The sequence below is a fragment of the Stenotrophomonas lactitubi genome (genome assembly GCF_002803515.1).
Lineage (GTDB): Bacteria > Pseudomonadota > Gammaproteobacteria > Xanthomonadales > Xanthomonadaceae > Stenotrophomonas > Stenotrophomonas lactitubi.
Genome location: NZ_PHQX01000001.1, coordinates 1,654,740 through 1,671,572, shown reverse-complemented (window position 1 = coordinate 1,671,572; position 16,833 = coordinate 1,654,740). Strand labels below are relative to the sequence as shown.

The following is a 16,833-nucleotide window of genomic DNA, read 5'->3' as shown; positions in this document are numbered from 1 at the left end:
TGGGCGCACCATGTGCGACTTCCCGATCCCGCGCAAGGATGCCCATGCGTTCTCCCCTGCTTCCCGCCCTGCTGGCCCTGTGCTGGCCACTGGCCGCCGGCGCCGTCGATGCGCCTGCCGGGCTGTATTTCCAGCATCACGACTGGGTCCTGGCCTGCGACAACACCCGCACCTGCCGCGCGGCCGGCTATGCCAGCGGCGATGACAGCACCCTGAGCGTGCTGCTGACGCGGAAGGGTGGCCCCGATCAAGCCATCAACGGCCGCGTGTCGTTGCAGCCGATCGATGACCAGCCGCAGCCGAAGGGCGCGCTGCACCTGCGCGTCCAGCAGCGTGACCTCGGCGTGCTGGCGCCGACCAAGGACACAGGCACCTACGCGCTGAGCCCAACGCAGACCACCGCAGTGCTGTCGGCGCTGGTGCGCGATGGCGGCATCACCGTTGTCGATACCGCCGGCCATGCGTGGCCGCTGTCGGACAAGGGCGCAGCGGCTGTATTGCTGAAGGCCGACGAGTTCCAGGGCCGCGTGGGGACGCCGGGCGCGGTGATGCGCAAGGGTACTGCGGCCGAAAGCAGCGTACCTGCCGCCGTTGCCAAACCCGTGGTGCGCAAGGCAGCGACCATGTCTACGCCGCCGGACGACCCGGCATTCGCCAAGCTGGCCGCGTCACCGGCGCTGCGTGCAGCGCTGCGCGCCACCCTGAAAGAGCCCAGCTGCGAAGGCCTGCTCGACGCCGACCCGGATCTTCCGATCAGCAATTCGCCACTGCAGATCCAACGTCTGGATGCCAAGCACCTGCTGGTCAACGTTCCCTGCTGGCGCGCGGCCTACAACACCGGCGATGGTTACTGGGTCATCGGTGAGAAAGCGCCTTTCCAGCCGCAGTGGGTGACCAGCGATGCGATCGACTACGGCGACGGGCAGATCGTCGCCTCGCACAAGGGCCGCGGCCTGGCCGACTGCGTGTCGGATGAAGCGTGGACCTGGGATGGCACGCGCTTCATCGCGACCTCGGCGATCAGCGGCGGCCTGTGCCGCGGCGTTCCCGGTGGAACCTGGGAACTGCCGACGCGGGTGACCGAGGTCCGCTGACCTCACAGAAAAAGGGGACGGAGGGGATTAAGTCGCAAACGGCAAACAAGGCACAAGCGACTTAATCCCCTCCGTCCCCTTTTTTCATGCGGGCAGGCAGTGCTCGACGATCAGCTGGATCGCGGCGCCACCGCGATAGTCATCGCAGGCCAGGCGATAGGCCAGGTGGACATGCTTGCCTGGCGCGTTGCCGTGCCAGCCACCGAAGTGGATCGCGTTGATCGTGCCCGGTACGCCGGGCAGGCGCAGTTCCAGCTTCAGATGCCGTTCCTTCAATACGCGCCAGTTGGCCACTTCGAAGTGGCCGTCGAACAGCGGCTCGGGGAAGCCCTGCCCCCACGGCCCGGCCAGGCGCAGCGCATCGGCGTGGCGATGATCGAGTTCGTCCGCTGCCAGTTCGCCATCACTGAGCACCTGCTGCTGCAGTGCCGCCGGGTCGAGCATCTCCAGCACGGTAGCGACGAACGCAGCTTCGAAGTCGGCCAGATGATCCAGACGCATGCTCAAGCCCGCAGCCATCGCGTGACCCCCGAAGCGCTCGATCAAGCCGGGATGGCGTGCATCGACCAGGGCCAGCGCATCACGGATATGCAGGCCGGCGATCGAACGCGCTGAACCGCGCAGGGTGTCGGCGCCCGGTTCGGCCGGCGCGAACGCGATCACCGGACGATGCAGGCGATCCTTCATCTTCGACGCGACCAGGCCGACCACACCGGGGTGCCAATCGGCATCGAACAGGCAGGCCGCCACCGGACGCTGCCCTGCGGTATCGAGCACCACCCGTGACAGCGCCTGTTCGGCGTCATCGGTCATCGACTGCTGCACCGCACGCCGCTCGGCGTTGATCTGCTCCAGCGTCTGCGCGATGTCGCGGGCCTGCCGCGGATCTTCGGTGAGCAGCAGCGCGATTCCCAGCGCCATGTCTTCCAGCCGACCGGCCGCATTCAAGCGCGGGCCAAGGCCGAAACCGATATCGGTGGCGGTCAGTCGCGCGGCGTCGCGGCCACTGGCCTCGATCAATGCCTTCAGGCCGACGCAGCCCTGGCCGTTGCGCAGCCGACGCAGACCAGCACTGACCAGGGCGCGGTTGTTGGCATCCAGCACCACCAGGTCGGCCACGGTACCCACGGCCACCAGATCCAGCAGCGCGGTCAGGTCCGGACCTTTGCCATCGGCAAATACACCCGCTTCGCGCATCTGCCGGCGCAGCGCCATCAGCACGTAGAAGATCACGCCGACACCGGCCAGCGACTTGCTGGGGAAGGCGTCGCCGTCCAGATTGGGGTCGACGATGACATCGGCCGGTGGCAGCTGCGGACCGGGCAGATGGTGATCGGTCACCAGCACCTGCCAGCCCCGCGCTTTGGCTGCGGTCACGCCGGCATGGCAGGCGATGCCGTGATCGACGGTGACCAGAAGATCCGGCTGCAGCGCAGCCAGCTCGTCCACCAGCGACGGCGACAGACCGTAACCATGCACCATGCGGTTGGGCACCGCGTGGAAGACATGCTGCGCGCCGAGCATGCGCAGACCGCGCACGCCGACCGCGCACGCGGTTGCGCCGTCGCAGTCGAAATCACCCACCACCAGGATGCGCTTGTCGGCGGCGATGGCTTCGACCAGCAGGTCCACGGCCGCATCGATGCCGGTCAGCAGCTCCGGCGCGTGCAGGTTGCCCAGCTTGGGCAACGCCAGCTCCGGCGTCTGCGCTCCGCGTGCGGCGTACAGGCGGGCCAACAATGGCAGCGTGCCGTCCGGCCAGGCGCCGGGTACGGCGACATCGCGGCGGCGGATCGTCGGGGTATCTGAAGACGGCGGCACAGCGTCGGCGGCAAGGGACATCGGCATCGCCGGGTTACGGAAGACCCGCGCAGGATACCCCGATCGGCTTGCCAGGCTCTCCGCGGGCTTGGCGCAGGCGTGCTGATCGCCCATGCTTGTTCGCTTCTGAAACGGAATTCGCCATGTACCGCCCGCTGTCCGTACTGCTGGCCAGCCTCCTGCTGCCACTTGTTTCCGACGCTGGAAACACACCGTTGGAACCCGGTATCGAGTTCGTGCACCACGACTGGTTCCTGGCCTGCGACAACACCGGCACCTGCCGTGCCGCCGGCTATGGCCCGGAACAGGCTGACAGCCTGCTGGGCCTGATGCTGGAACGTGCCGGCGGCCCCGGCACGGCAGTGAAGGCGCGGCTGCGGGTCGGTGAGGATGGCGAAAGCACAATGCCTGAAGGATCGATGCGCCTGCAGGTGAACGGACGCGATCTGGGTCCCGTGCAGGACACCGGGCCCGACGACGCAGTGACGCTGCGACCAGCGCAGGTTGCAGCCCTGCTGGCCGCCCTGCCCCGCCAGGCCCGCATCGAGGTGATCGACAGCAGGGGCACGCGCTGGCCGATTTCCGATCGTGGTGCCGCTGCAGTGCTGTTGAAAATGGACGAGGCACAAGGGCGCGTGGGCACGCCCGGCGCCCTGGTACGGCGTGGCACGCGTGCCGAAGCGAGCGTGCCGGCTGCGCGCGTCAAGCCTGTGATCGTGAGCGCGGCACTGACGGCCCCACGCTCCGAAGACAGCGCATTGGGCAGCAGCGAAGCGCTGCGCGACGCGTTGATTGCCACGCTCGGCGACAGCGACGACTGCCCGCGCCTGATCGAGTACAAGGGAACCCCGGAAATGGTGATCGAGCGGCTGGACGAGCGCCATGTGCTGGTGCAGGCGCTGTGCCAGATGGGTGCGTACAACTACAGCAATGGCTTCTGGATCGCGCGCGACCAGCCACCATTCGCCCCGCAGACGGTTACGCTGGAGGCTGAGGGCTTCTCGCGCGTCGAGCGCACGCTGTACGCACGCTACAAGGGCCGCGGCATCGGCGACTGTGTTTCCGGCTCGGACTGGGCATGGGACGGCCGCGGATTCCAGCCCGCCAGCGCTTTCAGCACCGGTCTGTGTCGTGGCATGCCGGGCGGACACTGGACCCTGCCGACGCTGATCAGCGAGGTTCGTTGAATGCGTGCATTCTCACTATTGCGGACACCCCTGCTGCTGGCCTCCCTCACTCTGGCGCCGATTGCCTCGGCCACTGAATCGCTCGGCACATCGTTCGTCGAGGGCGACGGCGTGATGGCCTGCGACAACACCCGCACCTGCCGGCTGGCAGCCTACGGCCCGCTGGCACCGCTGATGCTGAGCGTGCTGCTCGAACGTGTCGGCGGGCCGCAGACCGCGGTCACCGCACGGCTGTCAATGGCCGAGGGCGCCGAGGACGCGCCTCGTACCCCTGTGGCGGTGGCACCCGAAGGGGCATTGCGACTGCGCGTGGACGGAAGGGACATCGGTGACATCGGCCACAGCGAAGCGCTCGACCTTGGCCTGGAACTACCCTCCCGCTACGTGGCAGCGATGATCGATGCACTGGTGAATGGCAAACGCATCGAGATGAGCGATGCCTCGGGTCACGCCTGGCCGCTGTCGGATCGTGGCATCCGCACGTTGCTGCTGAAGATGGACGAAGCACAGGGTCGGTTGGACACCCCAGGCGCACTGGCGCGCAAGGGCGCACAGCCGGAATCGAAGGTGCCGGCCGCGGTAGCCGCGCCACCACTGAAGGCGCCGCCCCTGCTGGTCGAAGCACATGACGACGATGGGCAGCTGGCTGAGCGGACAGACCTGCTTCAGCAACTGCAGCCGGTGGCCGCCGCGCGGAACGCCTGCGAACAGATGTCGTCGCGCCAACTACGCATCGAACGGGTGGATGCTACCCATGTCCTTGCCCTGTTGAGCTGTGCAACCGACCACCACATCGTGTCAGCGGGCACCTGGCTGATCCGCGACCGTCCCCCCTTCGCACCCACGCTGATCGCCCGGACCACGCTGTTTCCGCTCTACCCGCACGCCGTGTTCCTTGAAGAAGGGTTCGTGGCCGGTACGGATGCCTGCGGTACGAGCCGGCATTGGGCGTGGGATGGAACCCGTCTGAGCCTGAGCGCGGAGTTTGTCGGTCACTACTGCACCGGCCCGAGCCGCAGGCACTGGCAGCTGCCGACCTACGTCACCGATGTTCAATAGCACATCCGCCGGGCATGGCCCGGCGCTACCGCCTTGCCTCAACCGTCGTGCAGTTGCCGAGGCTTCTTCCAGAACTGCCAGCGCTGGCCCTTGTCCAGCTGGAACTGCAGGCCGTCCTCGAAATCCAGTACCAGACGCTGCAGTTCACCACGCTTGAGCGCGGCCAACAGCGGGCGGATCGCATCATTGCCCAGCTGCTGCAACGAGCGCAGCTGGCGCAGATCAACCAGTGCATCGACCGATTGCTCGCCATCCACCGCTACGCCTGCGGCCTGGGCCAGACCCTGCAGCAGCGCATCGCGGCTTCGCACCTGCGCATGTGGCGTGGCCACCGATACCGGCATCACGCCACCGCCCCAGAACCACAGCGAATTGATCGGCTGCTGCCCCTGTGCAGCGCGCTGCTGGTTCCACGAATGGGTATGCAGCAGCACCTGTGCTTCGGTCATCAATGCGCGCCAGCGGCGGCCCGCCTCGCCCGGTGGCAGGTGCGAGAACAGATCATCACCCAGCACCTCGTCCGGACCGTCGAACTCCGGCAGTTCGGTACCGATCGGCAGCCGCAGGTACCAACGCGAAGGATCGGGTGCATCCAGCACGAAGCCTGCATCCGCAAACAGCGGCTGCAACACAGGCAGCAGGGCCAACGTATCGGCCAGGCTGGGCCGCAGCGTTTCGCCATGGCCCATCATCCGTGCGCCATGCATGTCCGGCACCATGCAGGCCGGATCTGCACGCAGCCAGCAGGCGCCGGCGGCATCGCCGACGTCACGCTGGCGGGTCAACGCGGCCACCGGCCAGTGCGGCGCGGCGACCGTGAAGTGACGCAGCAGCTGCGCCCGTTCACCGGCGTCGCCCTGCGAGGTGGTGGCGCGGCCCAGGGCACGCGCCACATCATCCGGCAATGCAGCCACCGCAAAGCGGCTGCGTGCCGGCAACAGCAGGGTCGCCGTCGCCACGGATCAGTCCTGGTAGCTGACGCTGACGATCTCGTACTCGCGCTGGCCGGCCGGCGCATCGATCACGATCGAGTCACCTTCCAGCTTGCCGATCATCGCGCGGGCAACCGGCGAGGAAATGGCGATCAGGCCCAGTTTGATGTCCGCCTCCAGATCGCCAACGATCTGGTACTTCTTCTCTTCGTCCGATTCCACGTCGGCCAGGGTCACGCTGGCGCCGAACACCACCTTGGAGCCTGCATTGAGCTTGCTCACGTCGATGATCTCGGCGTGCGACAGCTCGCCTTCCAACTGCTTGATTCGGCCTTCGATGAAGCCCTGTTCCTCGCGCGCGGCGTGGTACTCGGCATTCTCCTTCAGGTCGCCATGCTCGCGCGCTTCGGCGATCGCAGCGATCACCTTCGGGCGCTTGACCGACTTCAGGTGATCCAGCTCATCGCGCAGTCGCTGCGCGCCCTTCATCGTGATGGGTGCTCTCATGCGTTCAACTCCTTGTGCAGTTCCTGCAGCGACCAGACCGGGCCGGTACCGCGGAATTCCAGTGAATCCACCAGCGCCTTGGCACCGGCAATGGTGGTCGAATAGGTGACGCGGTGCTGCAGCGCCTCGCGGCGGATCGAGAACGAGTCGTTGATCGCGGCACGGCCTTCGGTCGTGTTGACGATATAGACGATCTCGCCGTTCTTGATCGAATCGACGATGTGCGGGCGACCCTCGACCACCTTGTTGATGATCTCGCAATCCATGCCGTGCTGCTGCAGCCACGCTGCGGTGCCACGGGTGGCGACCAGGCTGTAGCCACGTGCCAGCAGGGCCTTGGCCACCGGCAACACGCGCTTCTTGTCCGGGTCTCGCACCGACACGAAGGCCTTGCCCACCGGCGGTGCCTTGATGCCGCCGGCTTCCTGCGCACGCGCGAAGGCGGCGTTGAAGCTGCGGCCCACGCCCATCACCTCACCGGTGGAGCGCATCTCCGGCCCAAGGATCGGGTCGACGCCCTGGAACTTGGCGAACGGGAAGATCGCTTCCTTCACCGAGTAGTAGTCCGGCACGATTTCCTTGGTGGCGCCCTGCTCTTCCAGGGTCTTGCCCGCCATGCAGCGGGCCGCGATCTTGGCCAGCGGCATGCCGGTGGCCTTGGACACGAACGGCACGGTGCGCGAGGCACGCGGGTTCACTTCCAGCAGGAAGATGGTGTCGTTGCCTTCCTCGTCGGTCTGGATCGCGAACTGGGTGTTCATCAGGCCCACCACGTTCAGGGCCTTGGCCAGTTCGACCACCTGGCGACGCAGTTCTGCCTGGGTTTCAGCCGACAGCGAGTACGGCGGCAGCGAGCAGGAGGAATCGCCCGAGTGCACACCGGCCTCTTCGATGTGCTCCATCACGCCACCGATCAGGACGTTGCCCTGGGCGTCGGCGATGATGTCCACGTCGCACTCGACGGCGTTGTCGAGGAAGCGGTCCAGCAGCACCGGCGAATCGTTGGACACCTTCACCGCGTCACGCACGTAGCGGGCCAGGTCGGATTCGCCGTAGACGATTTCCATCGCGCGGCCACCCAGCACGTAGCTCGGGCGCACCACCAGCGGGTAGCCGATCTCGCGCGCCAGCAGCAGGGCTTCCTGGTCGTTGCGGGCGATGCGGTTCGGCGGCTGCTTCAGGCCCAGCTTTTCCACCAGCTGCTGGAAGCGCTCGCGGTCTTCGGCCAGGTCGATCGAGTCCGGGCTGGTGCCGATCACCGGCACGCCGTTGGCTTCCAGCGCGCGTGCCAGCTTCAGCGGGGTCTGGCCGCCGTACTGCACGATCACGCCCTTGGGCTGCTCCAGCTCGACGATTTCCAGCACGTCTTCCAGGGTCAGCGGTTCGAAGTACAGGCGGTCGGAGGTGTCGTAGTCGGTCGACACGGTTTCCGGGTTGCAGTTGACCATGATGGTTTCATAGCCATCCTCGCGCAGCGCCAGTGCCGCGTGCACGCAGCAGTAGTCGAACTCGATGCCCTGGCCGATGCGGTTCGGGCCACCGCCGAGGATCATGATCTTGTCGCGGTTGCTCGGCGCGGCTTCGCACTCGTCCTCGTAGGTCGAGTACAGGTAGGCGGTGCCGGTGGAGAATTCACCTGCGCAGGAGTCCACGCGCTTGTACACCGGACGCACCTTGTGCGCCCGACGCAGCGCACGCACGGCCGCTTCGTTGGTGCCGGTCAGCTGGGCCAGGCGGGCGTCGGAGAAGCCGGCGCGCTTGAGCTTGCGCAGGCGCGCTGCATCCAGTGCGTCGATGCCATCGGCCGCGACCTGGGTCTCGGCGGCGATGATTTCTTCGATCTGGTCCAGGAACCACGGATCGATGTAGGACAGCTTGAAGATGTCCTCCACGCTCATGCCGGCGCGGAACGCATCGCCCACGAAGAACAGGCGTTCCGGACCCGGTGCCTTCAGCTCACGACGCAGGGTCTGCAGATCATCTTCACTGGTCAGGTCCAGGCCGGTCGGGTCGAAGCCGACCTTGCCGGTTTCCAGGCCACGCAGGGCCTTCTGCATCGACTCCTGGAAGGTGCGGCCCATCGCCATCACCTCGCCCACCGACTTCATCTGGGTGGTCAGGCGTGCATCGGCGGCCGGGAACTTCTCGAATGCGAAGCGCGGAATCTTGGTGACGACGTAGTCGATGGACGGCTCGAACGAGGCCGGGGTCAGGCCGCCGGTGATCTCGTTCTTCAGTTCGTCCAGGGTGTAGCCCACGGCCAGCTTGGCGGCGACCTTGGCGATCGGAAAACCGGTGGCCTTGGAGGCCAGCGCCGAGGAACGCGACACGCGCGGGTTCATCTCGATCACCACCACGCGGCCGGTGTCCGGGTTGATGCCGAACTGCACGTTCGAACCACCGGTATCCACGCCGATCTTGCGCAGCACGGCGATGGAGGCATCGCGCAGGCGCTGGTATTCCTTGTCGGTCAGGGTCTGCGCCGGAGCCACGGTGATCGAGTCACCGGTGTGCACGCCCATCGGGTCCAGGTTCTCGATCGAGCAGACGATGATGCAGTTGTCCGCCGTATCGCGGACCACTTCCATCTCGAATTCCTTCCAGCCCAGCACCGACTCTTCGACCAGCACTTCGGAGGTCGGCGACAGTTCCAGGCCGCGGTTGACGATCTCGATCAGCTCTTCGCGGTTGTAGGCGATGCCGCCGCCACTGCCGCCCAGGGTGAAGCTGGGGCGGATGATGGTCGGATAGCCGACGCGGGTCTGGATCTCCAGCGCTTCGTCCAGGGTGTGGGCAACGGCGGCGGTCGGGCACTCCAGGCCGATCTCGCCCATCGCCACGCGGAACAGTTCGCGGTCTTCGGCCATCATGATCGCTGCGCGCTTGGCACCGATCAGCTCGACGTTGTACTTCTCCAGCACGCCGTTGTCGGCCAGGTCCAGCGCGCAGTTCAGCGCGGTCTGGCCACCCATCGTCGGCAGCAGCGCATCAGGCTTTTCCTTGGCGATGATCTTCTCGACCGTCTGCCAGTTGATCGGCTCGATGTAGACGGCGTCGGCCATCTCCGGGTCGGTCATGATCGTGGCCGGGTTGCTGTTGACCAGCACCACGCGGTAGCCCTCGTCACGCAGGGCCTTGCAGGCCTGGGCGCCGGAGTAATCGAACTCACAGGCCTGGCCGATGACGATCGGGCCGGCACCGATGATGAGGATGGTCTTGAGGTCAGTGCGCTTGGGCATTTTCTTCTCTAAGTCAGTACAGCGTGACAAGGGGGGTGATCGCACGCTGTCGATCAGGAATCTTGATCCGCAGCGCCGCGCCAGGGGCAGCCGCGATGCGGAGGCTTACGGTCCATCGCGACGCCACCGGCGAACCGGCGGCGTACTGATCACGCCTTGGCCTGTTCCATCAGCGCCACGAAACGGTCGAACAACGGGCCCACATCGGTCGGGCCCGGTGACGCTTCCGGATGGCCCTGGAACGAGAAGGCCGGCACGTCGGTGCGGGCAATGCCCTGGTTGGTGCCGTCGAACAGCGAACGGTGGGTCACCCGCAGGGTGGCCGGCAGGGTCGCTTCATCCACTGCAAAGCCGTGGTTCTGCGAGGTGATCATCACCCGGCCGCTGTCCAGGTCCTGCACCGGGTGGTTCGCACCGTGGTGGCCATGGCCCATCTTGATGGTCTTCGCGCCCGAGGCCAGGCCCAGCAGCTGATGGCCCAGGCAGATGCCGAAGGTCGGGATCTTCACGTCGATGAAGGTCTTGATCGCGGCGATCGCGTAATCGCACGGCTCCGGGTCACCCGGGCCGTTGGACAGGAACACGCCGTCCGGCTTCAGCGCCAGCACTTCAGCAGCCGGGGTCTGCGCCGGCACCACGGTGACCTCGCAGCCTCGCTCGGCCAGCATGCGCAGGATGTTGGTCTTCACGCCGAAGTCGTACGCCACGACCTTGTACTTGGCCGGCACGCTGACGAAGGCATTGGCATCCAGGTCCAGCTGGCCCTCGGTCCAGACGTAGGTCTTGTCGGTAGTCACGACCTTGGCCAGATCCATGCCCTTCAGACCCGGGAACTTGCGGGCCGCTTCCAGTGCCTTTTCCACATCGATGCCGTCGCCGGCCATCAGCGCGCCATTCTGGGCGCCCTTCTCGCGCAGGATGCGGGTCAGCTTGCGGGTGTCGATGCCGGCGATGGCGACCACGCCACGCTGGATCAGCCAGTCCTGCAGCGACACCTGGCTGCGCCAGTTGCTCGGGCGGCGCGGTACGTCGCGCACGATCAGGCCGGCCGACCACACCTTGGACGCTTCATTGTCCTGGTCGGTCATGCCGGTGTTGCCAATGTGCGGATAGGTCAGCGTGACCATCTGCCGGGCGTAGGACGGGTCGGTCAACACTTCCTGGTAGCCGGTCATGGCGGTGTTGAACACCACCTCACCGACGGACAGGCCGGGCGCGCCTACGGATTCGCCCTCGAATACGGTGCCGTCTTCGAGGACGAGGATTGCGGCTTGGGTCACGGAATTCTCACTTTGGCTACCGAGGGGGTGCCGAAGTCACGCCTGCGCTTCACGGAAATCCGGTTGCAAAAAAGCGCGGACGTACGGTCTGGGACCGGTCCGGCTTTCGTGATTCGGCGAGTGCGAATTGTAGCGGTGCCGGGGCGCGCGCGCCAGCGGTTATCGCCATTCATGAACAGGCGATTGCGCATTCATTTCAATCCGGGGGCGTATGCAGGCCGCAGGGCGGGGTCGGATCCTTTCCCGAACGGGAAAGGCTCTGACCCCGGGCGCCCACAGATGGGGTCAGAACCCTTTCCGCCGGAAAGGGATCCGACCCCGTCCAGTTCATACGTTCGGACCGTCCAGCAGGTCCCGCACCCGGTAGCTGCCCGCCGCCCGGCCATGCAGCTGGCGCGCGGCAAACAGCGCCCCGCGGGCGAAGATGTCGCGGTTGGTGGCCCGGTGCACCAGCTCGATGCGCTCGCCCAGGCCGGTGAACTGCACCAGGTGCTCGCCGACGATGTCACCGGCGCGCAGGCTGGCGTACTGCGGCTCAGCCCCGCCGCGCTGCGCCGCAGCGCCCAGGGTCAGCGCCGTGCCCGAGGGAGCGTCCTTCTTCTGCGTATGGTGCGATTCGACGATGTCGCAGTTCCAGCCGGCCAGCGCCTGCGCCGCACGCTCCACCAGCTCGTCCAGTACCGCCACGCCCAGGCTGAAGTTCGACGCCCACACCAGCGGGATCTTCACCGCCGCCGCCTCCAGCGCCTGGCGCTGCGCAGTGGAAATGCCGGTGGTGCCCGACACCAGGCCTGCGCCGCGCTCCACGCACAGTGCCAGCAGTGCATCGAAGCCCTCCGGCAGGCTGAAATCGATCGCCACGTCGAACACCGGCGCCCCCGGCAACTCGCTGGCGGCGAAGAACGGCACACCATCGATCACCCGCTGGGCCGGCGCGCGGCCGGTCACCGCAGCGACGATCTGCAGGGAATCAGGGTGTTCGGCGGCCAACCGCAACAGGGCCTGGCCCATGCGCCCGGAGGCGCCGTGAATAAGCAATCGCAGGGGAGTCTGGTTCATGCACGCAGGCTAGCGGCAGCACACATGGTCCGGCAAGCACTGTCGCTGCTACGCTGCGTGCCCTTTTGCCATGGATTGCCTGACCATCATGCAGATCAGCGAACAGCTGGTACTGGTCACCGGCGCCGGTCGCGGCCTCGGCCAGCACATCGCCCGCGCCTTCGCCGCGCAGGGCGCGCGGGTTGTCATCAACTATCACCGCAGCGAAGCGGCCGCACGCGCTCTGGCCAGTGAACTGGGCGGCCAGGCCATCGCCCTGCAGGCCGACGTCACCGACCGCGCCCAGGTCGACAACCTGCTACAGCACGCCCTGGCGCACTTCGGCCAGGGCGTGACCACCGTGGTCAACAACGCGCTGGCCGCGTTCTCGTTCAATGGCGATGCCCGCGACAGCGCCGCCGACATCGCCTGGCCGGCCTTCCAGGCGCAGTTCGAAGGCAGCGTGCGCGGCGCCATCAACACCGTGCAGGCCGCCCTGCCCGGCATGCAGGCGCGGCGCTTCGGCCGGGTCATCAACATCGGCACCAACCTGTTCCAGAACCCGGTGGTGCCCTACCACGACTACACCGCCGCCAAGGCCGCGCTGCTGTCGCTCACCCGCACCCTGGCCGGCGACCTCGGCCCGCACGGCATCACCGTCAACATGCTGTCCGGCGGCCTGCTGCGCACGACCGACGCCAGCGCCGCCACGCCGGAAGCCGTATTCGACTACATTGCCGCCAACACGCCGCTGCGCAGCGTCACCACCCCGGCCGAGTTCGCCGACGCCGTGCTGTTCTTCGCCAGCCCGTGGTCGCGCGCGGTGACCGGCCAGAATCTGGTGGTGGATGGCGGACTGGTCAGGGACTAGTAGATCCACGCCATGCGTGGATGAAGATCAAGGGTGTGCGAACCAAGGTTCGCACCCACCAAAACACCAAGCTTCGCATCCACCAAAGCGGAAAAGGCAGGCTCAGTGCTGCTTCGGCGGCGTCGGTCCGCAGCTGTCACAGCCGCCACACGCGCCGCCACCGCCAGTGGCCGGCGGCGCGATCTTCCGGCCCAGCGCCTGCAACCAGGCCGCGCGGCCCGGCTTCAGCAGCGCCAGTGCCAGTGCGCCACGCAGCTTGCGCACGGTGCCGGGCGCCTGCTTCTTCAGCACCACCCAGGCACTGACCAGCACGGCCACCGCGATGATCAGGTACTGGATCAGCAGGCCGGCGTCCATCAGCCGCCCCCCAGCGCCACGGTCACCTGGTAGGTGATCAGCGCCGCGACATAGGCCGCAGCAAACAGGTAGAACGCCGAGAAGCCCATCGTCTTCCACGAGTTGGTCTCGCGCTTGATGGTGGCCAGCGTCGAAATGCACATCGGCGCGTAGATGAACCACACCAGCAGGGCCAGGCCGGTGGCCAGCGACCAGCCATCAGCCACCACCGGCGACAGTGCGGAGATCGCCGCATCGTCATCGGCTGCCGACAGCGCATACACCGTCGCCAGCGACGATACCGCTACTTCGCGCGCGGCAAGGCCCGGAATCAGCGCGATGCAGATCTGCCAGTTGAAGCCCAGCGGCGCGAAGATCGCGGTCATCGCATGGCCGATCTGGCCGGCATAGCTGTAGTCGATGGCCGGCATCGTCGCATCGGCGGGTGCGCCCGGGAACGACAGCAGGAACCACAGCAGGATGGTCAGCGCCAGGATGATGCCGCCGACGCGCCGGAGGAAGATCATGCCGCGCTCGTACAGGCCGACGGCGAGGTCGCGCGGGTGCGGAATGCGGTACGACGGCAGCTCCAGCATCAGCGGGTGCTCGCTCTTGTCGCGGCGCCACTTCTTCATCACCCACGACATCACCAGCGCGCTGAGGATGCCGGCCACGTACAGGCCAAACAGCACCAGGCCCTGCTGGTTGAAGATGCCGATCTTGCCGGCGGGGATGAACGCGCCGATCAGCAGGGCATAAACCGGCAGGCGCGCCGAGCAGGTCATCAGCGGTGCCACCAGGATCGTGGCCAGGCGGTCACGCGGGTCCTGGATGCTGCGGGTGGCCATGATGCCCGGCACCGCGCAGGCGAAGCTGGACAGCAGCGGGATGAACGAACGACCGGACAAGCCCGCCGCCGCCATCATGCGATCCAGCAGGAACGCAGCGCGCGGCAGGTAACCGGACTCCTCCAGTGCCAGGATGAAGGCGAACAGGATCAGGATCTGCGGCAGGAACACCACCACGCCACCCAGGCCGGCGATGATGCCGTCGGTCAGCAGGCTGGTCAGCGGCCCTGCCGGCAACACGCTGGCGGCCAGTTCACCCAGCCAGGCAAAGCCGGCCTCGATGCCATCCATCAGCGGCGTCGCCCAGGCGAACACCGCCTGGAAGATCAGGAACATCACCACGACCAGGGTGATCAGGCCGAACACCGGATGCAGCAGCCAGCGGTCGAGCGTGTCGTCGATCTTCGCGGTCCGCGCCGGCATGCGCACGGCTGCGGCCAGGATCGCGCGCACCTGCGCGTGGTAGTCCGCGCCACTCTCAACACCGGCCAGCGGCGCATCCAGGTGCGGCACCATCGTGTCCAGGCGTTCCACCAGCGCACGCGCGCCCTGCTTGCGCACCGCCACGGTTTCCACCACCGGCACACCGATCTCACGTTCCAGCGCGGCAACATCGATCTGGATGCCGCGTCGCTGCGCAGCGTCGACCATGTTCAGGGCGATGATCATCGGCTTGCCCAGCTCACGCAGTTCCAGCGCGAAACGCAGGTGCAGACGCAGGTTGGTGGCGTCGATCACGCACAGAAGAACGTCCGGCGCGGCCTCACCCGGGTAGAAGCCCCGGCACAGGTCGCGGGTGATCGCCTCGTCGAGGCTGGCCGGATGCAGGCTGTAGGCGCCCGGCAGGTCAAGCACCGCGAACTCGCGGCCGGACGGCGCACGCAGGCGGCCTTCCTTGCGCTCGACGGTGACGCCGGTGTAATTGGCGACCTTCTGCCGGCTGCCGGTCAGCTGGTTGAACAGGGCGGTCTTGCCGCTGTTGGGATTGCCGACCAGCGCGATGCGCAGCGGGGCGGTGGTTGCGGTGGCGCTCATGCGCGTCGCTCCTGGGTGGCCGGGTCGATGACCACGCGCCGTGCCTCACTGATACGCAGCGCGAAACGGGTGAACCCGACCTGCACCAGCAGCGGCTCGCCGCCGACCGGCCCCCGCGCCACCAGGCGCACTTCCTCACCCTTGACGAAGCCCAGCTCGCGCAGGCGCCGGGCGATGGCATCGTTGGCATGCAGGTCCTGCACGGAATCGACCACGGCCGAGGTGTGCAGGGGCAGTTCGGACAGCGTCATCTAGCGTGTTCTCTGCTGGATGTAAATGGTTCTCGATTCTAACATTCCCGCGTCGCGTCATGGCCCATGACCAATGGCCCGCTATGATCCATACAGGTATGGAGCAACCCCGGAATCCCATGAACGATGCTTTGCAGATCGAGCGCAATGGCGCTGTCCTGACCCTCTGGCTGAACCGGCCGGAGCTGCACAACGCCTTTGATGCCGGCCTGATCGCCCGGCTGACCGCGGCCCTGGAAGCGGCCGGCCGCGATGACACGGTGCGCACGGTGGTGGTGGCCGGCCACGGCGCCTCCTTCTCCGCCGGTGCCGACATGCAGTGGATGCGCGGCATGGCCACGGCCAGCGAGGCCGACAACCGCGAGGACGCCCTGGCCCTGGCGCGGCTGATGCGCACCCTGGACGAGCTGCCCAAGCCGACCCTGGCCCGGGTCCACGGCGCCGCCTTCGGTGGCGGGGTGGGCCTGGTGGCCTGCTGCGATATCGCCATTGCCACCACCGCTGCGCGCTTCGGCCTGACCGAAAGCCGTCTGGGCCTGTTGCCGGCGGTGATCTCGCCCTATGTGATCGAGGCCATCGGCAGCCGCCAGGCCCGTCGCTGGTTCGCCACCGGCGAGCACTTCGACGCCGACACCGCCCTGCGTATCGGCCTGATCCACCATCTGGTGGAGCCCGAACGCCTGGACGAAGCGGTACAGCGGCAGCTGGCCCTGCTCGACAAAGCCGGGCCGATCGCCTCGGCGTCGGCCAAGCTGCTGGTCCGGCAGGTGCGCGACGCCGATGATCGCGACAGCCTGGACCGTGACAATGCCGCCCTGATCGCCCGCCTGCGGGTGTCGGCCGAAGGCCAGGAAGGCCTGGGCGCGTTCCTCGACAAGCGCGCGCCGCACTGGGTCACGGAGGCCTGACATGCTGGACCATATCGGTTTGAGCAGCGGCGACCTGCCGCGCAGCAAGGCCTTCTTCCTGCAGGCGCTGGCACCGTTGCAGATCGGCCTGGTGATGGAGGTCAGTGCCGAACAGACCGGCGCCCACGACCACGTGGGTTTCGGCAACCACGGCAAGCCGTTCTTCTGGCTGGGCAATGCGGCGCCCCTCAGCCAGGGTGTGCACGTGGCCTTCGTCTGCGGCGAACGCGCCCAGGTTGATGCCTTCCACGCCGCCGCCCTGGCCGCAGGTGGCCGCGACAACGGAGCGCCCGGCCTGCGCCCGTGGTACCACCCGGACTATTACGCCGCCTTCGTGATCGACCCCGATGGCAACAACATCGAGGCGGTCTGCCACCTGCCCGGGTAGGCCCTTCCGCCACAACCAGGCGCAGGCGTGGCCGCTTGT

Annotated in this window: 15 protein-coding genes; 6 read left to right on the top strand and 9 right to left on the bottom strand. The window is 67.1% G+C overall.

Features of this window, described 5'->3' with window-relative positions; translation table 11 throughout:
* Positions 1-44 precede the first annotated feature (44 nt).
* Positions 45-1,094, top strand: a complete 1,050-nt coding sequence (locus CR156_RS07995) for a DUF1176 domain-containing protein (protein ID WP_100552440.1) — start codon at positions 45-47, stop codon at positions 1,092-1,094.
* An 84-nt stretch (positions 1,095-1,178) separates the two neighbouring features.
* On the opposite strand, the gene recJ is transcribed toward CR156_RS07995, so the two are convergent.
* Positions 1,179-2,936 (bottom strand): single-stranded-DNA-specific exonuclease RecJ, encoded by a 1,758-nt coding sequence (gene recJ, locus CR156_RS07990; protein WP_100552439.1) that lies wholly within the window; start codon positions 2,934-2,936, stop codon positions 1,179-1,181.
* Between the two features lie 122 nt (positions 2,937-3,058).
* On the opposite strand from recJ, the gene CR156_RS07985 reads away from it, so the two are divergent.
* Positions 3,059-4,102 carry a DUF1176 domain-containing protein gene (locus tag CR156_RS07985; protein ID WP_100552438.1) on the top strand — a complete coding sequence of 348 codons (1,044 nt, stop codon included), beginning with the start codon at positions 3,059-3,061 and terminating at the stop codon, positions 4,100-4,102.
* On the top strand, positions 4,103-5,161 hold the full coding sequence (locus CR156_RS07980) for a DUF1176 domain-containing protein (RefSeq protein WP_100552437.1): 1,059 nt from the start codon (positions 4,103-4,105) through the stop codon (positions 5,159-5,161). It begins immediately after the preceding gene.
* 38 nt (positions 5,162-5,199) lie between these two features.
* Here the strand turns inward: CR156_RS07980 and CR156_RS07975 are convergent, their stop codons facing one another.
* The 5 genes from CR156_RS07975 to dapB form a co-directional block, all read right to left on the bottom strand.
* Positions 5,200-6,120, bottom strand: coding sequence for a phosphoglycerate mutase (locus tag CR156_RS07975; RefSeq protein WP_100552436.1), 921 nt, complete (start codon positions 6,118-6,120; stop codon positions 5,200-5,202).
* 3 nt (positions 6,121-6,123) lie between these two features.
* Complete coding sequence (gene greA, locus CR156_RS07970) at positions 6,124-6,588, bottom strand: transcription elongation factor GreA (RefSeq protein ID WP_176022519.1); 465 nt, start codon at positions 6,586-6,588, stop codon at positions 6,124-6,126.
* 8 nt (positions 6,589-6,596) lie between these two features.
* Positions 6,597-9,839, bottom strand: coding sequence for a carbamoyl-phosphate synthase large subunit (carB, locus tag CR156_RS07965; RefSeq protein WP_100552435.1), 3,243 nt, complete (start codon positions 9,837-9,839; stop codon positions 6,597-6,599).
* Positions 9,840-9,988: 149 nt separating this feature from the next.
* Positions 9,989-11,119, bottom strand: coding sequence for a glutamine-hydrolyzing carbamoyl-phosphate synthase small subunit (carA, locus tag CR156_RS07960; protein WP_089240920.1), 1,131 nt, complete (start codon positions 11,117-11,119; stop codon positions 9,989-9,991).
* A gap of 327 nt (positions 11,120-11,446) precedes the next feature.
* Entirely contained in the window at positions 11,447-12,178 is a 732-nt protein-coding gene (dapB, locus tag CR156_RS07955; RefSeq protein ID WP_100552434.1) for a 4-hydroxy-tetrahydrodipicolinate reductase, read from the bottom strand.
* An 88-nt stretch (positions 12,179-12,266) separates the two neighbouring features.
* Here dapB and CR156_RS07950 point away from each other — a divergent pair, with 88 nt between their 5' ends.
* Complete coding sequence (locus CR156_RS07950; RefSeq protein WP_100554111.1) at positions 12,267-13,028, top strand: 3-oxoacyl-ACP reductase; 762 nt, start codon at positions 12,267-12,269, stop codon at positions 13,026-13,028.
* A 102-nt stretch (positions 13,029-13,130) separates the two neighbouring features.
* On the opposite strand, the gene CR156_RS07945 is transcribed toward CR156_RS07950, so the two are convergent.
* Genes CR156_RS07945 through CR156_RS07935 form a run of 3 tightly spaced genes read right to left on the bottom strand, consistent with a single transcriptional unit; the run spans position 13,131 to position 15,498 of the window.
* The gene (locus CR156_RS07945) at positions 13,131-13,385 is read right to left on the bottom strand and encodes a DUF6587 family protein (RefSeq protein WP_089240910.1); all 255 of its coding nucleotides are present in this window, start codon (positions 13,383-13,385) and stop codon (positions 13,131-13,133) included.
* Positions 13,385-15,247: a ferrous iron transport protein B gene (feoB, locus tag CR156_RS07940; protein ID WP_089240908.1), complete on the bottom strand. Its 1,863-nt coding sequence runs from the start codon at positions 15,245-15,247 to the stop codon at positions 13,385-13,387. Before feoB ends, CR156_RS07945 begins: the two co-directional genes overlap by 1 nt.
* Positions 15,244-15,498: a FeoA family protein gene (locus CR156_RS07935; protein WP_100552433.1), complete on the bottom strand. Its 255-nt coding sequence runs from the start codon at positions 15,496-15,498 to the stop codon at positions 15,244-15,246. Before CR156_RS07935 ends, feoB begins: the two co-directional genes overlap by 4 nt.
* Positions 15,499-15,617: 119 nt before the next feature.
* Between CR156_RS07935 and CR156_RS07930 the strand changes: the two genes are divergently transcribed.
* Both CR156_RS07930 and CR156_RS07925 read left to right on the top strand, forming a co-directional pair.
* Positions 15,618-16,406 (top strand): enoyl-CoA hydratase-related protein, encoded by a 789-nt coding sequence (locus tag CR156_RS07930; RefSeq protein ID WP_089240904.1) that lies wholly within the window; start codon positions 15,618-15,620, stop codon positions 16,404-16,406.
* A gap of 1 nt (position 16,407) precedes the next feature.
* Complete coding sequence (locus CR156_RS07925) at positions 16,408-16,794, top strand: VOC family protein (RefSeq protein ID WP_100552432.1); 387 nt, start codon at positions 16,408-16,410, stop codon at positions 16,792-16,794.
* Positions 16,795-16,833 lie beyond the last annotated feature (39 nt).

Coding starts and splice junctions, on each gene's coding strand:
- CR156_RS07995 (WP_100552440.1), top strand. CDS start 45: ATGCGTTCTCCCCTGCTTCCCGCCCTGCTGGCCCTGTGCTGGCCACTG.
- recJ (WP_100552439.1), bottom strand. CDS start 2,936: ATGTCCCTTGCCGCCGACGCTGTGCCGCCGTCTTCAGATACCCCGACG.
- CR156_RS07985 (WP_100552438.1), top strand. CDS start 3,059: ATGTACCGCCCGCTGTCCGTACTGCTGGCCAGCCTCCTGCTGCCACTT.
- CR156_RS07980 (WP_100552437.1), top strand. CDS start 4,103: ATGCGTGCATTCTCACTATTGCGGACACCCCTGCTGCTGGCCTCCCTC.
- carB (WP_100552435.1), bottom strand. CDS start 9,839: ATGCCCAAGCGCACTGACCTCAAGACCATCCTCATCATCGGTGCCGGC.
- dapB (WP_100552434.1), bottom strand. CDS start 12,178: ATGAACCAGACTCCCCTGCGATTGCTTATTCACGGCGCCTCCGGGCGC.
- CR156_RS07950 (WP_100554111.1), top strand. CDS start 12,267: ATGCAGATCAGCGAACAGCTGGTACTGGTCACCGGCGCCGGTCGCGGC.
- CR156_RS07945 (WP_089240910.1), bottom strand. CDS start 13,385: ATGGACGCCGGCCTGCTGATCCAGTACCTGATCATCGCGGTGGCCGTG.
- feoB (WP_089240908.1), bottom strand. CDS start 15,247: ATGAGCGCCACCGCAACCACCGCCCCGCTGCGCATCGCGCTGGTCGGC.
- CR156_RS07935 (WP_100552433.1), bottom strand. CDS start 15,498: ATGACGCTGTCCGAACTGCCCCTGCACACCTCGGCCGTGGTCGATTCC.
- CR156_RS07930 (WP_089240904.1), top strand. CDS start 15,618: ATGAACGATGCTTTGCAGATCGAGCGCAATGGCGCTGTCCTGACCCTC.
- CR156_RS07925 (WP_100552432.1), top strand. CDS start 16,408: ATGCTGGACCATATCGGTTTGAGCAGCGGCGACCTGCCGCGCAGCAAG.